This window comes from Bradyrhizobium sp. HKCCYLS3070 (assembly GCF_051167575.1).
GTDB lineage: Bacteria > Pseudomonadota > Alphaproteobacteria > Rhizobiales > Xanthobacteraceae > Bradyrhizobium.
Map to the genome: position 1 here is coordinate 35,460 of NZ_JBNPTI010000016.1, position 17,630 is coordinate 53,089.

Annotated in this window: 15 protein-coding genes and 1 pseudogene; 13 read left to right on the top strand and 3 right to left on the bottom strand. The window is 60.6% G+C overall.

Annotation, left to right across the window (positions count from 1 at the left end):
* The first annotated feature begins 30 nt into the window (after nucleotides 1–30).
* The 12 genes from ihpA to ACQR03_RS30305 all read left to right on the top strand — a co-directional run bounded on the left by ihpA (nucleotide 31) and on the right by ACQR03_RS30305 (nucleotide 11,533).
* Nucleotides 31–1,302, top strand: coding sequence for a divalent metal ion exporter subunit IhpA (gene ihpA, locus ACQR03_RS30250; protein WP_434842183.1), 1,272 nt, complete (start codon nucleotides 31–33; stop codon nucleotides 1,300–1,302).
* The gene (gene ihpB / locus ACQR03_RS30255; protein ID WP_434842182.1) at nucleotides 1,299–2,249 is read left to right on the top strand and encodes a divalent metal ion exporter adaptor subunit IhpB; all 951 of its coding nucleotides are present in this window, start codon (nucleotides 1,299–1,301) and stop codon (nucleotides 2,247–2,249) included. The genes ihpA and ihpB overlap by 4 nt, the downstream gene beginning before the upstream one ends.
* Nucleotides 2,242–5,451, top strand: coding sequence for an efflux RND transporter permease subunit (locus tag ACQR03_RS30260; protein ID WP_434842181.1), 3,210 nt, complete (start codon nucleotides 2,242–2,244; stop codon nucleotides 5,449–5,451). Before ihpB ends, ACQR03_RS30260 begins: the two co-directional genes overlap by 8 nt.
* Complete coding sequence (locus tag ACQR03_RS30265) at nucleotides 5,448–5,819, top strand: hypothetical protein (protein ID WP_434842180.1); 372 nt, start codon at nucleotides 5,448–5,450, stop codon at nucleotides 5,817–5,819. The genes ACQR03_RS30260 and ACQR03_RS30265 overlap by 4 nt, the downstream gene beginning before the upstream one ends.
* Before the next feature lie 155 nt (nucleotides 5,820–5,974).
* Complete coding sequence (locus ACQR03_RS30270; protein ID WP_434842179.1) at nucleotides 5,975–8,182, top strand: heavy metal translocating P-type ATPase; 2,208 nt, start codon at nucleotides 5,975–5,977, stop codon at nucleotides 8,180–8,182.
* Nucleotides 8,183–8,234: 52 nt separating this feature from the next.
* Nucleotides 8,235–8,432, top strand: coding sequence for a hypothetical protein (locus tag ACQR03_RS30275; RefSeq protein ID WP_434842178.1), 198 nt, complete (start codon nucleotides 8,235–8,237; stop codon nucleotides 8,430–8,432).
* Nucleotides 8,433–8,448: 16 nt separating this feature from the next.
* Complete coding sequence (locus ACQR03_RS30280) at nucleotides 8,449–8,997, top strand: hypothetical protein (protein ID WP_434842177.1); 549 nt, start codon at nucleotides 8,449–8,451, stop codon at nucleotides 8,995–8,997.
* A gap of 95 nt (nucleotides 8,998–9,092) precedes the next feature.
* Complete coding sequence (locus ACQR03_RS30285) at nucleotides 9,093–9,377, top strand: hypothetical protein (RefSeq protein ID WP_434842176.1); 285 nt, start codon at nucleotides 9,093–9,095, stop codon at nucleotides 9,375–9,377.
* 188 nt (nucleotides 9,378–9,565) lie between these two features.
* Nucleotides 9,566–10,063 carry a hypothetical protein gene (locus ACQR03_RS30290; RefSeq protein ID WP_434842175.1) on the top strand — a complete coding sequence of 166 codons (498 nt, stop codon included), beginning with the start codon at nucleotides 9,566–9,568 and terminating at the stop codon, nucleotides 10,061–10,063.
* Between the two features lie 3 nt (nucleotides 10,064–10,066).
* Nucleotides 10,067–10,315 carry an SHOCT domain-containing protein gene (locus tag ACQR03_RS30295; RefSeq protein WP_434842174.1) on the top strand — a complete coding sequence of 83 codons (249 nt, stop codon included), beginning with the start codon at nucleotides 10,067–10,069 and terminating at the stop codon, nucleotides 10,313–10,315.
* A gap of 63 nt (nucleotides 10,316–10,378) precedes the next feature.
* Nucleotides 10,379–11,074 (top strand): c-type cytochrome, encoded by a 696-nt coding sequence (locus ACQR03_RS30300; protein WP_434842173.1) that lies wholly within the window; start codon nucleotides 10,379–10,381, stop codon nucleotides 11,072–11,074.
* Nucleotides 11,075–11,146: 72 nt separating this feature from the next.
* Nucleotides 11,147–11,533, top strand: coding sequence for a DUF302 domain-containing protein (locus ACQR03_RS30305; protein ID WP_434842172.1), 387 nt, complete (start codon nucleotides 11,147–11,149; stop codon nucleotides 11,531–11,533).
* A gap of 678 nt (nucleotides 11,534–12,211) precedes the next feature.
* Here the strand turns inward: ACQR03_RS30305 and ACQR03_RS30310 are convergent.
* The 3 genes and pseudogenes from ACQR03_RS30310 to ACQR03_RS30320 form a co-directional block, all read right to left on the bottom strand.
* Nucleotides 12,212–12,343: pseudogene (locus tag ACQR03_RS30310) on the bottom strand (DUF1194 domain-containing protein); the annotation flags it as partial.
* Between the two features lie 284 nt (nucleotides 12,344–12,627).
* Nucleotides 12,628–15,303: a magnesium-translocating P-type ATPase gene (gene mgtA / locus ACQR03_RS30315; protein ID WP_434842171.1), complete on the bottom strand. Its 2,676-nt coding sequence runs from the start codon at nucleotides 15,301–15,303 to the stop codon at nucleotides 12,628–12,630.
* Between the two features lie 125 nt (nucleotides 15,304–15,428).
* Nucleotides 15,429–15,680 (bottom strand): hypothetical protein, encoded by a 252-nt coding sequence (locus tag ACQR03_RS30320; protein WP_434842170.1) that lies wholly within the window; start codon nucleotides 15,678–15,680, stop codon nucleotides 15,429–15,431.
* 1,143 nt (nucleotides 15,681–16,823) lie between these two features.
* On the opposite strand from ACQR03_RS30320, the gene ACQR03_RS30325 reads away from it, so the two are divergent.
* The gene (locus ACQR03_RS30325; RefSeq protein WP_434842169.1) at nucleotides 16,824–17,528 is read left to right on the top strand and encodes a VIT1/CCC1 transporter family protein; all 705 of its coding nucleotides are present in this window, start codon (nucleotides 16,824–16,826) and stop codon (nucleotides 17,526–17,528) included.
* Nucleotides 17,529–17,630: the final 102 nt, after the last annotated feature.

Sequence of the window (17,630 nt, forward strand, 5' to 3'; positions counted from 1 at the left end):
CTCGATCGATCGCTTGGTCAGGTAATTCTCATGTTTCGCAAATCGGTCACGCATTTTGCGTGCGCAGCGGCATTTCTGGTCAGCCCGTGGCTCACCGGTCACGCGCATTCCCAGACGCTCACCATGAGGGATGCGCTCGGTCGCGCGCTTGCCGCCAGCCCCCGTCTCACCGCGGCCGAGCGCGACGTCGGCATTGCCACGGGTCAGCGCATCCAGGCCGGAGCCTTGCTCAATCCGGAGCTGTCCTATGAGCAGGACAATTCCTTCGGCACGGGCAAGTATCAGGGCACGAAGTCCGCGGAAACCACATTGCAGATCAGCCAAGCCTTCGAATGGTTCGGCAAGCGGGAGGCGCGAATTGCGGCCGGAGCCGCAGGGGTCGAGGCAGCGGCGATCCAGCGTCAGGCCATCCGATTGGAGGTCTTATCCGAGACCGCGATCGCCTTCCTCAACGTGCTGGGCGCACAGCGTCGGATCCAGATTCTCGACGAGCAGGTCGCCGCCATCGACAGGTTGACCCCGCTGCTGCAGCGGCGGGTCGAAGCAGGCGCTTCCTCGCCGGCAGAGACCGGGCGGGCGGAAGTGGCTTCCGCCCTGGTGAAGGCGGACCGCGAGCGACTGCGATCGACAATGGCAAGCGTGCGGCGCGAACTGGCCGTCCTCATGGGAGAAGCTACACCCAAATTCGCCTCCGTCTCCGGCAGGCTCGATGCCACCGGGCGGCCGCCTTCGTTTCAGTCCGTCGTGGCCGTGATCGACGCGAATCCGCAACTGGTCCGTTGGACCGCGGTCTACGCGCAGCGGAACGCGGAGCTCCTGCTGGCCCGGCTGAAGCCCTATCCGGACGTGCGCATCGCGGCCGGATGGCGTCACTTCAACGAGACCAATGATGATGCCGTCCGGCTGACGCTCTCGGTGCCTATCCCGGTGTTCGATCAGAACCAGGGCAACATCCTCTCGGCGCAGGAGAGCCTGGCGAAAACACGGGCGGAGCGGGACGCGAACCGGAACACGTTGATCGTCATCGCCGGACGCGCCTACGACTCCCTACAGGGGTCGCTTCGGGAGCTCGCCATCCTCCGCGAAACTGCGATCCCAAAAGCGGAGCAGGCGGCAAAGGCCATTTCCGATGGTTACGGCCAAGGCCGCTTCACGCTGCTTGAGGTGCTGGACGCCCAGGCGAGCCTCACCCAGGCGCGACTGCGCGAGCAGGAGGCCTTGCAGAACTTCCACGTTGCCGTAGCGACCATCGAAGGACTCGTCGGCAATCCATTTTCGCTCGCGCGCGAGAGCTCAAGATGATTCGAGCAATGATCCGATATTTGATCTTCCTTCTGGTCGCCGGGACACTCGTTTATGCCGGCTATCGGATGCTGTCACCGGCGACCACCAAGACAGTCGCGACGGAGAAGTCCGAAAAGGAAGAGCATTCGGGCGGCGTCGCGATGAGCGACGCCAAGGTCGCGGCCGCCGAGATAGAGCTCGCGAAAGCCGCACCGGCTGTGCTGCACGACAGCCTGCTGCTGAACGGGATGGTCCAGGCCAACCAGGAATCGCTGGTTCAGATCACGCCCCGCTTTCCGGGCGTCGTTCGGGAGGTTCGCAAGCGAATTGGCGACCACGTCGAAAAGGGCGACGTCCTTGCCATCGTCGAAAGCAATCAAAGCCTGACATCTTACGAATTGAAGGCCGCTCTCGCGGGCACGATCATCGACCGCCAAACCACGCTCGGCGAATACGTTTCCGAGCAGAAGCCGGCGTTCGTGATCGCGGACCTCTCGACCGTATGGGTCGATTTCTCTGTCTACCGCCGCGACCTGGGCCGCGTGAAGGTCGGGGATCAAATCCTGATCGATCCCGCGGACGGCGGACCCAAAATCGAGGCGAAGATTTCGTATGTGTCGCCTGTCGGCAGCAGCGACACCCAGAGCGCGCTCGCAAGAGCCGCCGTACCGAATGCCGAACAGCGACTGCGGCCCGGATTGTTCGCTACCGGCCGACTGACGCTGTCGGCGAAGAAGGTGGCGGTCGCGGTGAAATCTTCGGCGTTGCAGACCCTCGAAAACCGCACGGTCGTGTTCGTCCGCGACGGCGAGAAATTCGAGGCCCGCGATGTCGAGATCGGCGAGCGCGACCCGGACTTCGTGGAAGTTACGTTCGGCGTCCTGGAAGGCGATCTATACGCGGCGAAGAACAGCTTCATCGTAAAGGCGGAACTGGCGAAGGGAGGGGCGGAAGACAATGATTGACGGCATCCTCTCCTTCGCCATCCGCCAGCGCTGGCTGGTGATGTTCGGCGTCCTCGCCATGGCCGGCTTCGGCGCCTGGAATTTCACGCGTCTGCCGATCGACGCGGTTCCCGACATCACCAACGTTCAGGTCCAGATCAACAGCCGGGCACCGGGTTACTCTCCGCTCGAGGTCGAGCAGCGCATCACGTTTCCGATCGAAACCGCGATGGGCGGCCTGCCGCACCTCGAGAGCACACGGTCGCTATCGCGCTACGGCCTCAGCCAAGTCACGGTGATCTTCAAGGACGGCACCGACATCTACTTTGCGAGGCAAATGATCAACGAGCGGATTCAGCAGGTCAGGGATCAGTTGCCCGCCGCCATCGAGACCGCAATGGGGCCGATCTCCACTGGGCTCGGCGAGATCTACATGTACACGATCGAGGCCAAACCTGAAGCCCGCAAGGCGGGCGGCGAGACGTATAGTCCCACCGACTTGCGAACGATCCAGGACTGGATCGTCAGGCCGCAATTGCGGACCGTCCCCGGCGTCAGCGAGGTCAACTCCGTCGGTGGATTCGAACAACAGTTTCAGGTGCTGCCCGATCCCGCGCAACTGATGGCCTACAAGCTCAGCTTCCGCGACATCATGGCGGCCCTCGCCTCGAACAACGCGAACGTCGGCGCCGGTTACATCGAGCGCAACGGCGAGCAGTACCTCGTCCGGACACCGGGACAGGTCGCAAACGTCGAGGAGATCAAGGAAATCGTGGTCGGCTCGCGGAATGGCGTCCCGGTCCGGGTGTCCGACGTGGCCGATGTCAGGGAGGGAACGGATCTCCGGACCGGAGCGGCAACGTTGAACGGGAAGGAGGTCGTGCTGGGTACGGCCATGCTGCTGATCGGCGAGAACAGCCGCATCGTCGCGCAGCGCGTCGCCTCGAGGCTCAAGGAAATCGGACGCTCGTTGCCGGAGGGCGTCGTCACGCACACCGTCTACGATCGCACACGCTTGGTCGAAGCGACGATCGCAACCGTGGCGAGGAACCTCTTCGAAGGCGCGCTGCTGGTGATCGTCGTGCTATTCCTGACACTCGGAAACTTCAGGGCCGCGGTCGCGACCGCATGCGTCATTCCGCTGGCCATGCTGTTCGCGATCACCGGTATGGTGGAGGACAGGGTCAGCGCCAACCTCATGAGCCTCGGCGCCATCGACTTCGGCATCATCATCGACGGTGCCGTGATCATCGTCGAGAACTGCCTGCGCCTACTGGCTGTAGAGCAGCGCCGGCTCGGCCGAGTTCTCACCCGCGAGGAACGCTTTGAGACCATTCTCGCCGGCTCGCGCGAGGTCATCCGCCCCAGCCTGTTCGGAACGTTCATCATTGCCGTCGTCTATCTGCCGATCCTCACGCTCACCGGCGTCGAAGGCAAGATGTTCACGCCGATGGCTTTGACCGTGCTGATGGCGTTGACCGGGGCCAGCATTCTGTCGATGACGTTCGTGCCGGCGGCCGTGGCACTCCTCGTCACTGGCAAGGTCTCCGAACATGAGAATTGGTTTATGCGCGGAGCCCGCCGAATCTATGCACCGCTGCTCGCGGCCTCGATCCGCAATCGGTTCGGCGTCGCGGTGATTGCGGCCCTGCTGGTCGTTGTCTGCGGCATCGCGGCCTCGCGCATGGGCGGTGAGTTTATTCCGAGCCTCGACGAATTGGATGCCTCGACGGAGGTGGTCCGCATCCCCAGCGTCAGCCTGACCCAGTCGGTGGCAATGGAGGCGATGCTGGAGAGGCGACTGCTGCAGCTTCCCGAGGTCAAGGAGGTGTTCGCCCGCACCGGCACGGCTGAGGTTGCAACCGACCCCATGCCGCAATCCACTTCGGACAACTACATCATGCTGAAGTCGAGAAAGGAATGGCCCGATCCCAAGAAGCCGAAGGCCGCTATCGTGGCGGAAATCCAGGAGGCGGCGGAAGACGTCCCGGGCAACGCCTACGGGTTCTCGCAGCCGATCCAGCAGCGCATGAACGAACTCATCTCGGGCGTGCGAAGCGATGTGGCCGTCAAGATATTCGGCGACAATTTGGACGAGCTGATCCAGGCAGCGAGCCGGGTCCAAGCGGTTCTACAGAAGGTGAAGGGGGCCGCCGACGTCAAAGCTGAGCAGGCGGCGGGGTTGCCGGTGCTCACCGTACAACTGAACCGCCAAATCTTATCGCGCTATGGTATCAACGTCGCCGATGTACAGAATCTCGTTGAAATGGCAGTGGGCGGCAAGAGCGCAGGCCGCCTGTTTGAAGGCGATCGTCGTTTCGACATCGTTGTTCGACTCCCGGAGCATCTACGCTCGGATATCGACGCGATCAGGTCGTTGCCAGTGCCGCTGCCGCCGATTGAAAGTCCGACGAAGGCAACTGCGGCCCTCTGGGGCAGTTCGCCGCTCGCGCAAATCCGCTACGTGCCGCTATCCGAACTTGCCCAGGTCGATCTAAAGCCGGGCCCCAACCTGATTAGCCGCGAGGACGGTAAGCGGCGGATTGCTGTGACAGCGAACGTGAGAGGTCGCGATCTCAGCTCCTTCATCGCTGATGCTCAAAATCAGGTGACGGAGAAGGTGAAACTGCCGTCGGGCTATTGGATCGGATGGGGCGGCCAGTTCGAACAGCTCATCTCAGCAACGCAACGCCTGATGATCGTCGTGCCGCTCGCGTTGTTTCTGATCTTCCTGCTGCTCTTTATCAGCCTCGGATCGGCCCCCGACGCACTTCTGGTGTTTACCGGGGTACCTCTTGCACTAACCGGAGGCGTCATCGCGCTTCTGCTCAGGGGAGTCCCCCTCTCGATCAGCGCCGGAATTGGCTTCATCGCGCTTTCCGGGGTTGCTGTGCTCAACGGTCTTGTGATCATCACGTTCATCGAAAAGCTGCGCCGAGAAGGACGGGCGTTGGTGGACGCGGTCCGCGAAGGCGCCCTCACGCGGCTGCGACCGGTCCTGATGACCGCGCTCGTTGCCTCTCTCGGCTTCGTCCCGATGGCAATCGCAACCGGCGCCGGCGCCGAGGTGCAGCGGCCGTTGGCCACCGTCGTGATCGGCGGGATCGTCTCGTCAACCATCCTGACCCTGTTGGTACTGCCGGCCCTCTACGTCCTGTTCAGGCGGGAAGAGCCCTCCCAGGTCCAATCGAACTCATCAGCCGTCGAAGGAGCAATGTCATGAAGTACGCCCTGTTGTTGATCGCAACCTTCTTGTTCTCAGCGCCGGCCTCCGCCGAGGACTACGAAAAGGGACCGAATGGCGGACTGATGCTCGACGTCGCCGGCATAGATGCCGAACTTCTAACGGCGGGCAACACGGTGACCATCAACGTCTTCGAGGCCTTCAAAGCGAAGCCCGTCTCGACGAAGGGCTATGTGGGTGCCGTGCTGATCACAAGCGGATCGGCCCGCGAAACGGTCACCCTTGCGCCCCAAGGCGAGAACTCGCTCAAGGGCGACGCGAAGAATCCGGTCCCCGCCAACGCGACGGTCACCCTCACGATCAAGACCGCCGAGGGAAAGTCGGGCCAGGCCAAATTCAAGAAGTAGGAACGTCGATCATGGCGCAAACGTCCTGACAAATGGCAATTGATCCTATGGCGCGGCGCCGTCGGCGATGCAGCCCCACAACCGGACACAGCAATGTGACGTGGTGATCGCAGGTCCAGAAGGACTGCAGTAGGAAATATCTAAGGATCGGTCATATGAGTGAGCAAGCCAAACCTGCCAAGCCCGGATCCGCTACTCGGTATTCCTTCCGGGTGCAGGGATTGGACTGCGCCGAGGAAGTGGCGGTGCTTCGCCGCGAGGTGGGCCCCCTCGTGGGCGGTGAGAGTAGCCTTTCTTTCGACGTGCTCAACGGCCGGATGACCGTGCTCGATTCGGCAATGCCGGTATCGGCAGACGAGATACGAGCGGTTGTGGGACGAACCGGCATGACCGCCGTGGAATGGCGACCACAGGATGCGGAGGTGCGCGATGCGGCCGCAATCCACTATCGCCGTCAGGTCTGGTTCACCACGCTCAGCGGGGTCTTCGTTGTCGTCGGCCTGTTGATCCACGCCTGGTTTGCCGGCGGATTGACGGATGCGCTGCGGCTGCTTGGAACGCACGCCGGACAGGAGATACCTTGGCCGGAAATTGCCGCGTATTCGGCTGCGATCGTCTTCGGTGGACGCTTCGTGATCGTCAAGGCGTGGTACGCCGCGAAAGCGCTGCGCCCGGATATGAATCTTCTGATGACGGTCGCGGTAATTGGCGCAATTGCCATCGGAGAGTGGTTCGAGGCGGCGACAGTAAGCTTCCTTTTTGCGCTGTCGCTCATGCTTGAAAGCTGGAGCGTGGGGCGGGCCAGGCGCGCGATTGCGGCGTTGCTCGATCTGGCGCCGCCCGTCGTGCGAATTATTCGCCCGGATGGATCGGAAGCAGAGATCGCGGCGGCCGAGGCCTGGCCTGGCGACCACTTCATCGTGCAGGGCGGTCAACGCATTCCGCTTGACGGACGTGTCATCGCCGGCACCAGCGCGGTAAACCAGGCGCCGATCACGGGCGAGAGCGTGCCGGTCGAGAAGGGGCCTGGCGCCGAGGTCTACGCCGGCACGATTAACGGCGACGGCGTGCTTACGGTCGAAAGTACGAAGACTGCCGAGGATTCCACGCTCGCTCGCATCATCCATATGGTCGAGGAAGCCCATGCGCGTCGTGCGCCCTCGGAGCAATGGGTAGAACGTTTCGCTCGCTTCTATACTCCCGCGGTAATGACGATGGCTTTGCTCGTCTTCGTCGTGCCGCCGGCCCTGATCGACGGCGATTGGCATGGCTGGCTTTATCGCGCCCTCGTGTTGCTCGTGATCGGTTGCCCCTGTGCTCTCGTCATCTCGACGCCGGTATCGATTGTCGCATCGCTTGCTGCGTCGGCGCGAGCCGGCGTGCTCGTCAAGGGCGGCGCCTATATCGAGCTTCCCGCGCGTCTCAGGGCAATCGCCATGGACAAGACCGGGACCATCACGCGCGGCGAGCCGGAGGTTGTGCGCGTGGTGCCGTTTGGCGATCACACGGAGACCGAGTTGCTCGCCCGCGCCGCCGCGCTTGAGGCGCGCTCCACTCATCCGCTGGCGCGCGCGGTGCTCAGGTATGCTGAGTCCAAGGGCGTTGCCCTTGCTCCGGCATCGGACGTTCGAGTCCTAAAGGGTAAAGGGCTGATCGGCACGTTCGATGGAAAGCCGTTCTGGCTCGGCTCTCACCGTTATGTCATCGAAAGCGGCCAGGACACGCCAGAGGTCGCGCGGCAGGCGGAAATGCTGGAGGCCGATGGGAAGACCGTCCTGGTCATCGGCAATGCGCGGCATGTCTGCGGCGTTATCGCTGTTGCAGATACTGTTCGCCCGGAGGCTCGCAATATAATCGAACAACTGCACGCCGCGGGCATCGCGCACGTAGTGATGCTGACGGGCGACAACCGCGTCACTGCTGAAGCGATCGGCCGCGAGGTCGCTATCGACGAGGTGCAAGCTGAACTGCTCCCGGAGGACAAGGTAAGGAAGGTCGATGAGCTCGTCGCGCGCTACAGTACGGTCGCGATGGTGGGCGATGGGGTGAACGATGCGCCGGCGTTGGCGCGGTCGACCTTGGGTATCGCCATGGGCGCGATCGGCTCCGACGCGGCGATCGAAACCGCCGATATCGCACTCATGACCGACGACATATCGAGGCTCCCCTGGCTTATCCGTCATTCCAGGCGAACCCTCCGTATCATCCGTCAAAACATCGGGTTCTCGCTCGGTGTAAAGGCCATGTTCGTGGTCTTGACCTTCGCCGGCGTAGCGAGCCTGTGGGCGGCGATTGCCGCCGACGTGGGGGCTTCGCTCCTCGTCGTCGCCAATGCGTTGCGCCTCCTCAGGGCTACTCCATGAACCTTCATGACATGCGAGCAGGTTGATCGGCTATGGAAAAAGGGCGATCGGAATGATCACCACGGACGCTCAGGCCGCGACGTCGAGGCGCGACGTCGGTGAAGTGACTGCCGGAGAACAAGCGGCGGATCGTCAGTCACATGCCAAAGCCGATTCTCTGACGCAAAGATCTGCGACGTCATCAACGATGTGCGACCAGGAAGCGGAATTATCGCATGAAGTCGACGAAAGGGAATTGCAAGCTGACTGACTGAAGGGAGAGAAAGATGTTCCCCATCGGAAACTGGCGGCACTTTGTCTTGGTCAGGGTGACTGCGCGCAGGAGGGAATTCAGCGTAGCTGCATTCACACTGCTTATACTCGCCAATTTGTCATCGACGGCAAACGCGCGTGGGGGGATTCACACGGAAGATCCGTGGGCTTCCGATCATATCGAAGGGCTTCCTCCGGAGATTCGACAGAACGTATCGAAACAAGAGCGGAGCTGTGGCCCCGCCAGAGCACAGCACTATTTTTCCCGTTCTCTGTCGCCTAGTAGCTCCCGGTACAATTTCATCTCGCTGCATTTTGAGGAGTTCGGATGCGATCATCGATCTGCGATCTGCAAACCTTCAGGCTGCTTGCATCAGGTCTATGCTTCCAGCGGCGCCGGCTATCGCCTGGTGTTCAGCGGATATGTCGGGGAGCTGGAGCTGAAGGCTATTGATGGGCAAGTGGCGATAGAGACTTCCTGCCCGCATTCTCCGGAGGCATGCTTCCGTATTCAGCGCTGGAATGGCAGCAACTTCGGTCGGCGTCCCGACCTTGCTCGCTGAGCACGGCCATCGCGATACTGTTTGATTTTGATCAACACAGTCGAACTCGCGTACGAATAAGTTGCTTTTTTGGGGCCGGATAAAGGAGTGCAGCAATGCGCGAACTACTTTATCTCGTTGGTGTGGCCACTGTCGCAACTGTCATCGGAGCAGCGACCCCGGCGGATGCCCAGCCCTATGGCCCTGGAATGATGGGCGGCTACGGCATGATGCATGGCTACGGCTACGGTCCCGGCATGATGTACGGACCGGACGGTGACTACGGCAACTACGATTCTCGTTACTACCCCGGCGCTCGCTACTACAGTCCGCGCCGTGGCTGGTATTGGCACCACCATCGGCACTACAGCCGATATGGTCACCACTGCTGTGGTTGGTAAAGACCGGCGCTTTTCATGGTCAAGAACCAGGTTGCTTGTTGCTGTTTGATGCTAGGTCTTAGCAAAGGCGGTCGGTCTGTGAGATTAGGACTGGTCACTCGGTCGTTCCGAGCTGCTTGACCTGCGTCAATACGCAGTAGGATGTCCATCCTAATCTTCCAAAGGCGTCTGAAACAGGAGCGATCGAAATGCGCAAGCGGACCATGATCGGCGGACTATTTGCGACGGCTTTGGCAGTCCTGTTGGGTTCGGCGAGCCCGATGAATGCCCAGCAGTACTATGGCGGCGGCATGCCTGGAATGATGGGACCCGGAATGATGGGGCCCGGAATGATGGGCGGCTATGGCATGATGGGGCCTGGAATGATGGGACCAGGTTACGGATGCCCAGGGTGCATGCCCAACATGATGGGTTACGGAATGATGGGCGGCGGCATGATGGGGCCCAGTATGATGGGTTGGGCCTATGGGCCACAGCAGGCGAACCTCAATCTCTCCACGAATGACGTGAAGAACTATCTGGATCGCTGGATTGCGATGATGGGCAATCCGCATCTGAAGGCGGGGCCGATTGCCGAAAAGGACTCCAACACGATCACGGCCGAAGTCGTGACGGCTGACAAAGGTGATGTAGTTCAAAGGTTCAGCATCGATCGCAGGAACGGTTTCTGGCAGCCGGTGCAGTGACCGATGATGTGGTGGAACGGGCCTTACGCTGGTATGTGGTGGATGCCGTTTCACGGCATCTTCTCGCTCCTTCTTCTTGTCTTTCTAATCGTTGGCGTCGTCGCGCTGTTCCGTTGGCTGTTCGGCATCGAGATGTGGGGAGTTCACAGTCGCAGTCGCTCGCCAGGTCTCGACGTTCTTGAGGAGCGCTATGCCAAGGGCGAGATTCAGCGGGACGAGTATCTGCAGAAGAAGCGCGATCTCGGCGGCTGAAAGCCACGTGCGCACGGAGGCATCGGAAGGGAGCGGCGGGCGACCAGCATAGGGAGACGTCGTATGCGTAAGCGTGGCACGATGGGGCTGTGCTTGGCGATGTTCATCGGTGGAGGTGGGTTCCTCGCAGCCACGGCACAAGCTCCCGCTCAGGATCGAAGCACTCACGGTGCGGCCGTAGGTGATCCCGAGGCGGGAAAAAGTATCGCCGAAACAAAGTGTGTTATTTGCCACGGCGCGGACGGCAACAGCGCTGACCCGAAGACTCCCAAGCTGGCCAGCCAGAATCCGGCCTACCTCTATTGGCAGCTCTGGGCCTTCAAGAGAGGGACGCGGAAGTCGGACGTCATGTCCGGAATCGTCGCGGCGCTGTCCGACAGCGACATGGCCAATACCGCGAGCTTCTACAGCCGACAGAATATCCAATCGGATCCCGTCCAAGATCCGCGCCTGGCGGCCATCGGCGAGCGCATTTTTTCGGCGGGCGTTGGTCCTGGCATGATGAGTTCTTGCGCGATGTGTCATGGGTCAGGCCGACCCGGAGGCATGTCCGGAATGATGGGCAGGATGTCAATGATGGGCGGCGGGATGATGAGCCATGTTCCGAATCTGAACAGCCAACATGCGGCCTACATCATCGATCAGTTGAACCGTTTTGCGGATGGCGAGCGAGAGGGTTCAGTGATGAATGGCATCGCCGCGGCATTGAGCGAGACCGACAAAAGGGCAGTCGCCGAATTCCTGTCCGGCCTTCGATGAGAGGTGCCACCAAAGGGAAGGGTGCCTCATCCGCTTGCCACCACGCCTGCAGTACAGCATGGGAGATGTAAAATGAGCTACTATTTTTCGAAAACGCTCACGATCGGTTTCGAGGACGCGGTTCGCCGCACGACTGAAGCCTTGAAGCAGGAGGGCTTCGGAATCATCACCGAAATTGATGTGAAGGATACGTTCAAGAAGAAGATCAATGTCGACTTCCGTAACTATCGCATCCTGGGTGCTTGTAATCCGACACTTGCCCATGAGGCGCTCCAGCTCGAGGATAAGGTCGGAACAATGCTGCCTTGCAATGTTGTGGTGCAGGATATCGGCGGCGGCAGAACGGAAGTCGCAGCAATCGATCCGGTGGCGTCCATGCAAGCCATCGAAAACCCCGCTCTGAAGCAGGCAGCGGAGCAGGTCGGGGCAAAACTCAAGAAGTTCATCGAGGGGCTCTGAATCCGTATGCAGAGGCAGAGGATCTTGCACCGACAGCGGTCGATATCACGGACCTCGAAGCGATCTGGCGGCTGGCGCCGGCTGCGGCGTTTGGATTGTAGAAGAGCTCACGAACGTTTCGCAGAGGATGAAACCTAGCGTGACGAATACCCGGAAAGGATGCGCAATGTCGGTACAGCCCCAATAAAGTCAGCACTAGATGCGAAAGGAGGACGCGTCATGTCTACAAATGAAAAGCTTTCACGTCGCACTTGGCTCCGGAAGGCAGTGCTATTCACGGCCGCGGTTGGAGTACCGTCAATGCGCGGACCCTCTACAAGCTTCGCTCAAGGCAAAGCCAGTAATCAGTCGTTCACTACCAGGACTATCCCAACAGTGGGCAGATGTGCGGCATGTGCAAGTTCTTTGTCGGGCACAGCATGATGGGTGGTGGAATGATGGGTGGTGGTGGAATGATGGGGGACGGAATGATGGGACGCGGGATGATGGCCGGTGAGTGTCAGGTTGTGGAGGGCCCGATTAGTCCAATGGGCTGGTGCGACCTGTACGCGCCACGGGGCAGATAGCCGGTACGGTGACACATGTTGTAACTCGGCGTGGGATCTGGACGCCGATCGGCATCGTAACAACCTGAATTATTTCGCTTCAGAGGGGTCGAGGTTCGGCGCCGATCCACAGATAGGGATTTTCATCGAACAGCAGAATCGCGAAACTGATCGCTCCAGAGATCGAGGTGCGCGAGCCGCGGCGGACGGGCGCTTTCATGATTTCATTCGCAACGGCATCGGCCGATTCCGGGCCGTCGATCACATCAGACAGAGATTATGAGTTGCAGCAGTCTGTGATGGGCGCGCAACAGGTTTTGCAGCCTGGTTACGGGCGGCGCTTCCGTTTTACGAGACTCCAGCCGAGCCGCCAGACCCCATCGCTCCATCGAATGGCACACTTGGCGCCAGCCAAATCGAGAACTCCGGCCCGATAAAGCTGGTAAGAGAGCCGCAGCATGACAATCGCGACGCGGATCACCGTGCTTGCAACGTGGCGCTGTGCACGACTTCGGAGCAACTCCCGTGTCTCGACGTGCATTGCCGAACCTACAGCCATTGACCGAACCGGCGAATGTAGAACCGCTTGATCAGCTGCGTGAGCAGGCAATAGCTCAGCAGAATCCCGATGAGCCACGGGAAATACGACGTCGGAAGCGGCACCATGCCGACATGCGCGCCAAGCGGTGAGAATGGCAGGTAGATGCCGATCGCCATGATGCTGGCCGTCAGCAGGATTACCGGGGTGGCGGCCCGGCTCTGGACGAACGGGATGTGCTGCGTGCGGATCATGTGGACGATCAGAGTCTGTGTCAGCAGGCCGACCACGAACCAGCCGGATTGAAACAGCGATTGTTTCTCGACCGAATCCGCCCCGAATACGTGCCACATCACGATGAAGGTCACGATATCGAAGATGGAGCTGATGGGGCCAATGAATACCATGAAGCGAGCAACGCCACCTGCATCCCACTTCCTGGGCTGTGTGAGGTAATCCCGGTCCACATCGTCCCACGGAATTGAGACCTGGGAGACGTCGTAGAGGAGATTCTGGATCAGCAATTGGATCGGCAGCATTGGCAGGAAGGGCAGGAAAACGCTCGCCACGAGCACGCTGAACACGTTGCCGAAGTTCGAGCTGGCCGTCATCTTGATGTACTTGATGATATTGGCGAAGGTCTTGCGGCCCTCGATCACGGCCTCTTCAAGAACCAGGAGGCTCTTTTCGAGCAGGATGATATCCGCCGATTCCTTGGCGATATCGACGGCCGTGTCGACCGAGATGCCAACATCTGCGTCCTTCAGCGCGGCGGCATCGTTGATGCCGTCGCCCAGATAGCCAACGGTGTGGCCTTTGCTCTGGAGGGCGCGAATCACCCGCGACTTCTCCAGAGGCGACATCTTGGTGAAGATGGTAGTCCGCTCGGCAGCTTCGGCCAGCTCGGCGTCAGCCAGGGCCGCCACGTCCTTTCCTGCCATCGCCATGTCGACCGCGAGTCCGACCTCCTTGCAGATCTTGCGCGTGACGACCTCGTTATCGCCGGTGATGATCTTGACCGCGACCCCGTGCTCGTTGAGCGCCGCAATAGCTTCGCGCGCCGTTTCCTTCGGCGGGTCGAGGAAGGCCACGTAGCCGGCAAGAACCAGCTTCTTCTCGTCCGCGACCGTGTAGGCCCGGTCCTCCGGAGGAAGTTCCTTGTAGGCGACCGCCAGCGCGCGCAGGCCGTCCTCGTTCAGGTCGCGCGTGATCTCGCGCACGTTCTGTCGCATGTCATCGGTGAACGGCACCACGCCCTCGGGCGCTGCGGCATTCTCGTCGGCAAATGCGCAGAGCGCCAGCACTTCCTCGATCGCTCCCTTGCAGACCAGGAGGTTCTTGCCGCCGTTGCGGACGATCACCGACATGCGGCGACGCACGAAATCGAACGGGATCTCATCGACCTTCTGATAGTGCTGCACCTTGCCGACCAGCTCCAACTGATCGGCGTATTCCAGCACTGCCACGTCGAGCAGATTTTTCAGGCCGGTCTGATGGAAGCTGTTGAGCCAGGCCAACTCCAGCACCTGGCTGTCCTCATTGCCATGAATGTCGAGATGCCGCTCAAGGATGACCCGATTTTGCGTCAGTGTCCCCGTCTTGTCGGTGCATAGGATGTCCATCGCACCAAAATTCTGGATGGCGTTGAGCCGCTTCACGATGCTTTTGCGTCGCGCCATCATCACCGCGCCCTTGGCGAGGTTGGCGGTGACGATCATCGGCAGCATTTCGGGCGTGAGACCAACCGCGACCGAAACCGCGAACAGCAACGACTCCAGCCAATCGCCCTTGGTGATACCGTTGATGAGGAACACCAGCGGCGTCATCACCAGCAGGAAGCGGATCAGCATCCAGCTGACGCGATTGACGCCGATATCGAAGCTCGTGAGCGGCCGTGCGCCGACGATATCGCGCGCCATGGCGCCGAAGTAGGTCGCATCGCCTGTCGCCACCACGACGGCGGTCGCGGTGCCGCTCACCACGTTCGTGCCCATGAAACTAGCCGTCTCCAGTTCGAGCGGGCTGCGAGCGAGGTTCCTCGGGGTCGGCAGAAGCGGATATTTCTCCAGCGGAAGAGACTCGCCCGTCAGCATGGCCTGGCTGACGAAGAGGTCCTTGGCGCTCAAGAGCCGCACATCGGCAGGGACCATGTCGCCGGCCGACAGATGGACGATATCGCCCGGCACCAATGTCGAAATCGGCAACTCCTGCGGGCGCGGCATGCCGGCACGCAGCACCGCCGTCGTCGAGCTCACCATCGCTTTCAGCTCTTCGGCGGCTTGGTTCGACCGGAATTCCTGCCAGAAGCGCAACAGCGTGCTCAGCAGGACCATCGCGGAGAGCACGATGATTGTCCTGAACGAGCGATCTTCCGGCGCGGCGAAAATCACATCGGAAAATAGGGAAACGATACTGACCGCGAACAGGACGCCGTTGAACGGCGTCAGGAAGGCCTCGAATAGCTGATGATACCAGGTCGGCGGCTTCTCGTGACTTACTTCATTGAGGCCATACTGCTCCTGTCGCTTTTCGGCCTGTTCTTCGGTCAGGCCATTTGGCGTCGCCTCCAAACGAGCCAGTGCTTGTTCGGGAGAGCATTCGCACAGCTCCACCAGGAGAGACGAAACGACCTGCCTTTTGCTGCTGATCTCGCGGCCGCTTTGCGACTGTTTTGTCTCTTTATTCATGGCACGTTGCTTTGGAATTGGAGGTATTGATCGAAGTCGGACTGCATTCAGACGCGACGAAACGCACCCGCCAGGCATGCACCTTGGCAGGGAGGAAGCGAGCAACAGCTTGCGGAAGAGCCCGACTAGGCAGCTTGACGGAGGTCATTGCAACTGACGCCCTCGTCAGTTGCGGCGCCGCCGTCTATGGCCCAGCGACATTCAAGCCTGCCGCTGGCCGGGTTGGTGCGCCACACCATCACGAGCGCGGCGCGTGCCGGCACGCCCGTGTCGCGGCAGTTCTCGAAGAAACGGACCTGATTGAGGCGGTTCGCCCGGCTTCCCTGAAGCGCGGGCGCAGCGGCATTGCCGCGAAGAAAAGTGACGTTCGTGTTCATGGCTCACCTCTCGGATAACGACCCCGACGGGTCCCGAGAGGCGAGGACGACAGGCCCTAGGCCCGGCCGCCGCTCGCCCGACGGGCGACGTCGGGGGCGATTCCGGTTGACTCATTGAATGCCCGACGGAGGAGCTTCGCCTCGGCCGGACAGCGACTAGGGGAACTGTCCATATTCCTGTTTCGATTGGTTGAAATGCCCCGGAACTTCGGGGCGAGGTTCGAATGCGCTCCGAGATGTGGTTTGTCAAGTCGGGAATCGCAGGGAAGCCGAACCGGCTGGGCACGCGCTATGCGCCGGACGTGACATCATGAAATTTCGAACAGACAGCCCGTTGAGAAACTGCGGGCCGATAGCGCCGCTGCACCGCCCCGGTCGACTTCGCGGCGACGCTGACGATCATGCCGTGCCTCCGAGTTTGGGCCTGCCTCCACAGTCCGCGAAAGGACCCGGTCAAATCCATCCGCAGGCTGGTCCTAGGTGCACCGTCTAGCGACCCCGGCGCCTTCCCATCTCTTGAACACCGCCTGCACCCGAAAGGGTGCCAAGCGTGATCTCGAGATGCCCGAAGCGCGCACTCTCGCCGACGACGATGATATCGCACATCGAGATGAACAGACCTCATGATGATCCGTGACTTGGCTGGTTGTGCGCTTGTGAAGCAAAGTTCTGTGACCGTCCGGGGCCATGGCCGGTTTGGGTTGATGCTGTCGAAAAAGTCTTTTTGTACCTTCGGGGCTAAATTTTAGAAGCCGTTGGCTCGCCAATGAGAAGGCTATTTGGGGGATTCATCGTCAGGCGGTGAACTCACCGGTGACTCTTGTAGTCAAGCTGAAGGCCCATTGACTGGCGATCGCCGCTTGTCTTGCCCTTCTGCAGGAAATTAGCCGCTCCCTAATTTTGGACTTTTTCGACAGCATCGGTCACACCGTCGATCTTGCTATGCTCTGGCGATTTCCGGTCTATCCCTGAGGGCCGTCATGTGAACGAAGGCTGGATTTCGTCGGTATGGGCCAGAAACAGATAAACACTGCAGTCGACAGGAAGTGCTAAACACCGCATCCCCGCCTATATCATGTCGGCATGCTTGTCGTGGCCGTCACTATGACCGATGGTAAGGCGATCTCACGTGATAAAGTGTAGATGATGAATCCTGTTCGCCCGCAACCGGAGAGACACCACATCAACCGTATTGGCTGGTTGCGTGCCGCAGTGCTTGGCGCCAATGACGGAATCATTTCGACCGCGTGCTTGATCGTCGCTGTCGCGGAGGCCGCCGCTACGGAGAACGCAATCTTGATCGTAGGCATCGCGGGACTGGTGGCTGGCGCTGTGTCGATGGCCACAGGTGAATATGTGTCCGTCAGCTCGCAATCCGACACCGAACAGGCGGACCTTGTGCGTGAGCGGAGGCAATTGAGCGAGAACCCCACGTATGAGCTTAACGAACTTGCTGAAATCTATGTCAAGCGTGGTATCGATCAGGCGCTTGCGCAGCAGGTTGCTCAGCAATTGATGACGAAAGATGCATTGGGCGCCCACGCTCGGGATGAGCTTGGGATATCGGAAATTAGCACCGCGCATCCGATACAAGCTGCACTGGCCTCCGCCGCATCATTTTCGGTGGGCGCGGCGATGCCCTTGCTTATGGTTGTCATATCGCCGACAGGCGCACTTGTCCCGATCGTATTCGCTGCTTCTTTGGGCTTTTTAGCGCTTCTGGGTACAGTCGGGGCAAAAGCAGGGGGTGCAAACGTCTTGCGGGCCACGGCCCGAGTGACACTCTGGGGCGCGTTAGCGATGGCTTTTACCGCCGGTATCGGCAAATTGCTTGGTACGGTTGTCTAAACATGCAGCCGCCGCACTGCCGAGAAGCGTGACGAAATTACACCACTGCACGGCGGCGAGCCGATGATCGTAGGCCGCTTGGCAGCTCCCACTGTCCGCTTC

Excerpts from the sequence above, each read along its gene's own strand:
- ihpA (WP_434842183.1), top strand. The coding sequence starts at position 31 with ATGTTTCGCAAATCGGTCACGCATTTTGCGTGCGCAGCGGCATTTCTG.
- ihpB (WP_434842182.1), top strand. The coding sequence starts at position 1,299 with ATGATTCGAGCAATGATCCGATATTTGATCTTCCTTCTGGTCGCCGGG.
- ACQR03_RS30260 (WP_434842181.1), top strand. The coding sequence starts at position 2,242 with ATGATTGACGGCATCCTCTCCTTCGCCATCCGCCAGCGCTGGCTGGTG.
- ACQR03_RS30265 (WP_434842180.1), top strand. The coding sequence starts at position 5,448 with ATGAAGTACGCCCTGTTGTTGATCGCAACCTTCTTGTTCTCAGCGCCG.
- ACQR03_RS30270 (WP_434842179.1), top strand. The coding sequence starts at position 5,975 with ATGAGTGAGCAAGCCAAACCTGCCAAGCCCGGATCCGCTACTCGGTAT.
- ACQR03_RS30275 (WP_434842178.1), top strand. The coding sequence starts at position 8,235 with ATGATCACCACGGACGCTCAGGCCGCGACGTCGAGGCGCGACGTCGGT.
- ACQR03_RS30280 (WP_434842177.1), top strand. The coding sequence starts at position 8,449 with ATGTTCCCCATCGGAAACTGGCGGCACTTTGTCTTGGTCAGGGTGACT.
- ACQR03_RS30285 (WP_434842176.1), top strand. The coding sequence starts at position 9,093 with ATGCGCGAACTACTTTATCTCGTTGGTGTGGCCACTGTCGCAACTGTC.
- ACQR03_RS30290 (WP_434842175.1), top strand. The coding sequence starts at position 9,566 with ATGCGCAAGCGGACCATGATCGGCGGACTATTTGCGACGGCTTTGGCA.
- ACQR03_RS30295 (WP_434842174.1), top strand. The coding sequence starts at position 10,067 with ATGATGTGGTGGAACGGGCCTTACGCTGGTATGTGGTGGATGCCGTTT.
- ACQR03_RS30300 (WP_434842173.1), top strand. The coding sequence starts at position 10,379 with ATGCGTAAGCGTGGCACGATGGGGCTGTGCTTGGCGATGTTCATCGGT.
- ACQR03_RS30305 (WP_434842172.1), top strand. The coding sequence starts at position 11,147 with ATGAGCTACTATTTTTCGAAAACGCTCACGATCGGTTTCGAGGACGCG.
- mgtA (WP_434842171.1), bottom strand. The coding sequence starts at position 15,303 with ATGAATAAAGAGACAAAACAGTCGCAAAGCGGCCGCGAGATCAGCAGC.
- ACQR03_RS30320 (WP_434842170.1), bottom strand. The coding sequence starts at position 15,680 with ATGAACACGAACGTCACTTTTCTTCGCGGCAATGCCGCTGCGCCCGCG.
- ACQR03_RS30325 (WP_434842169.1), top strand. The coding sequence starts at position 16,824 with ATGATGAATCCTGTTCGCCCGCAACCGGAGAGACACCACATCAACCGT.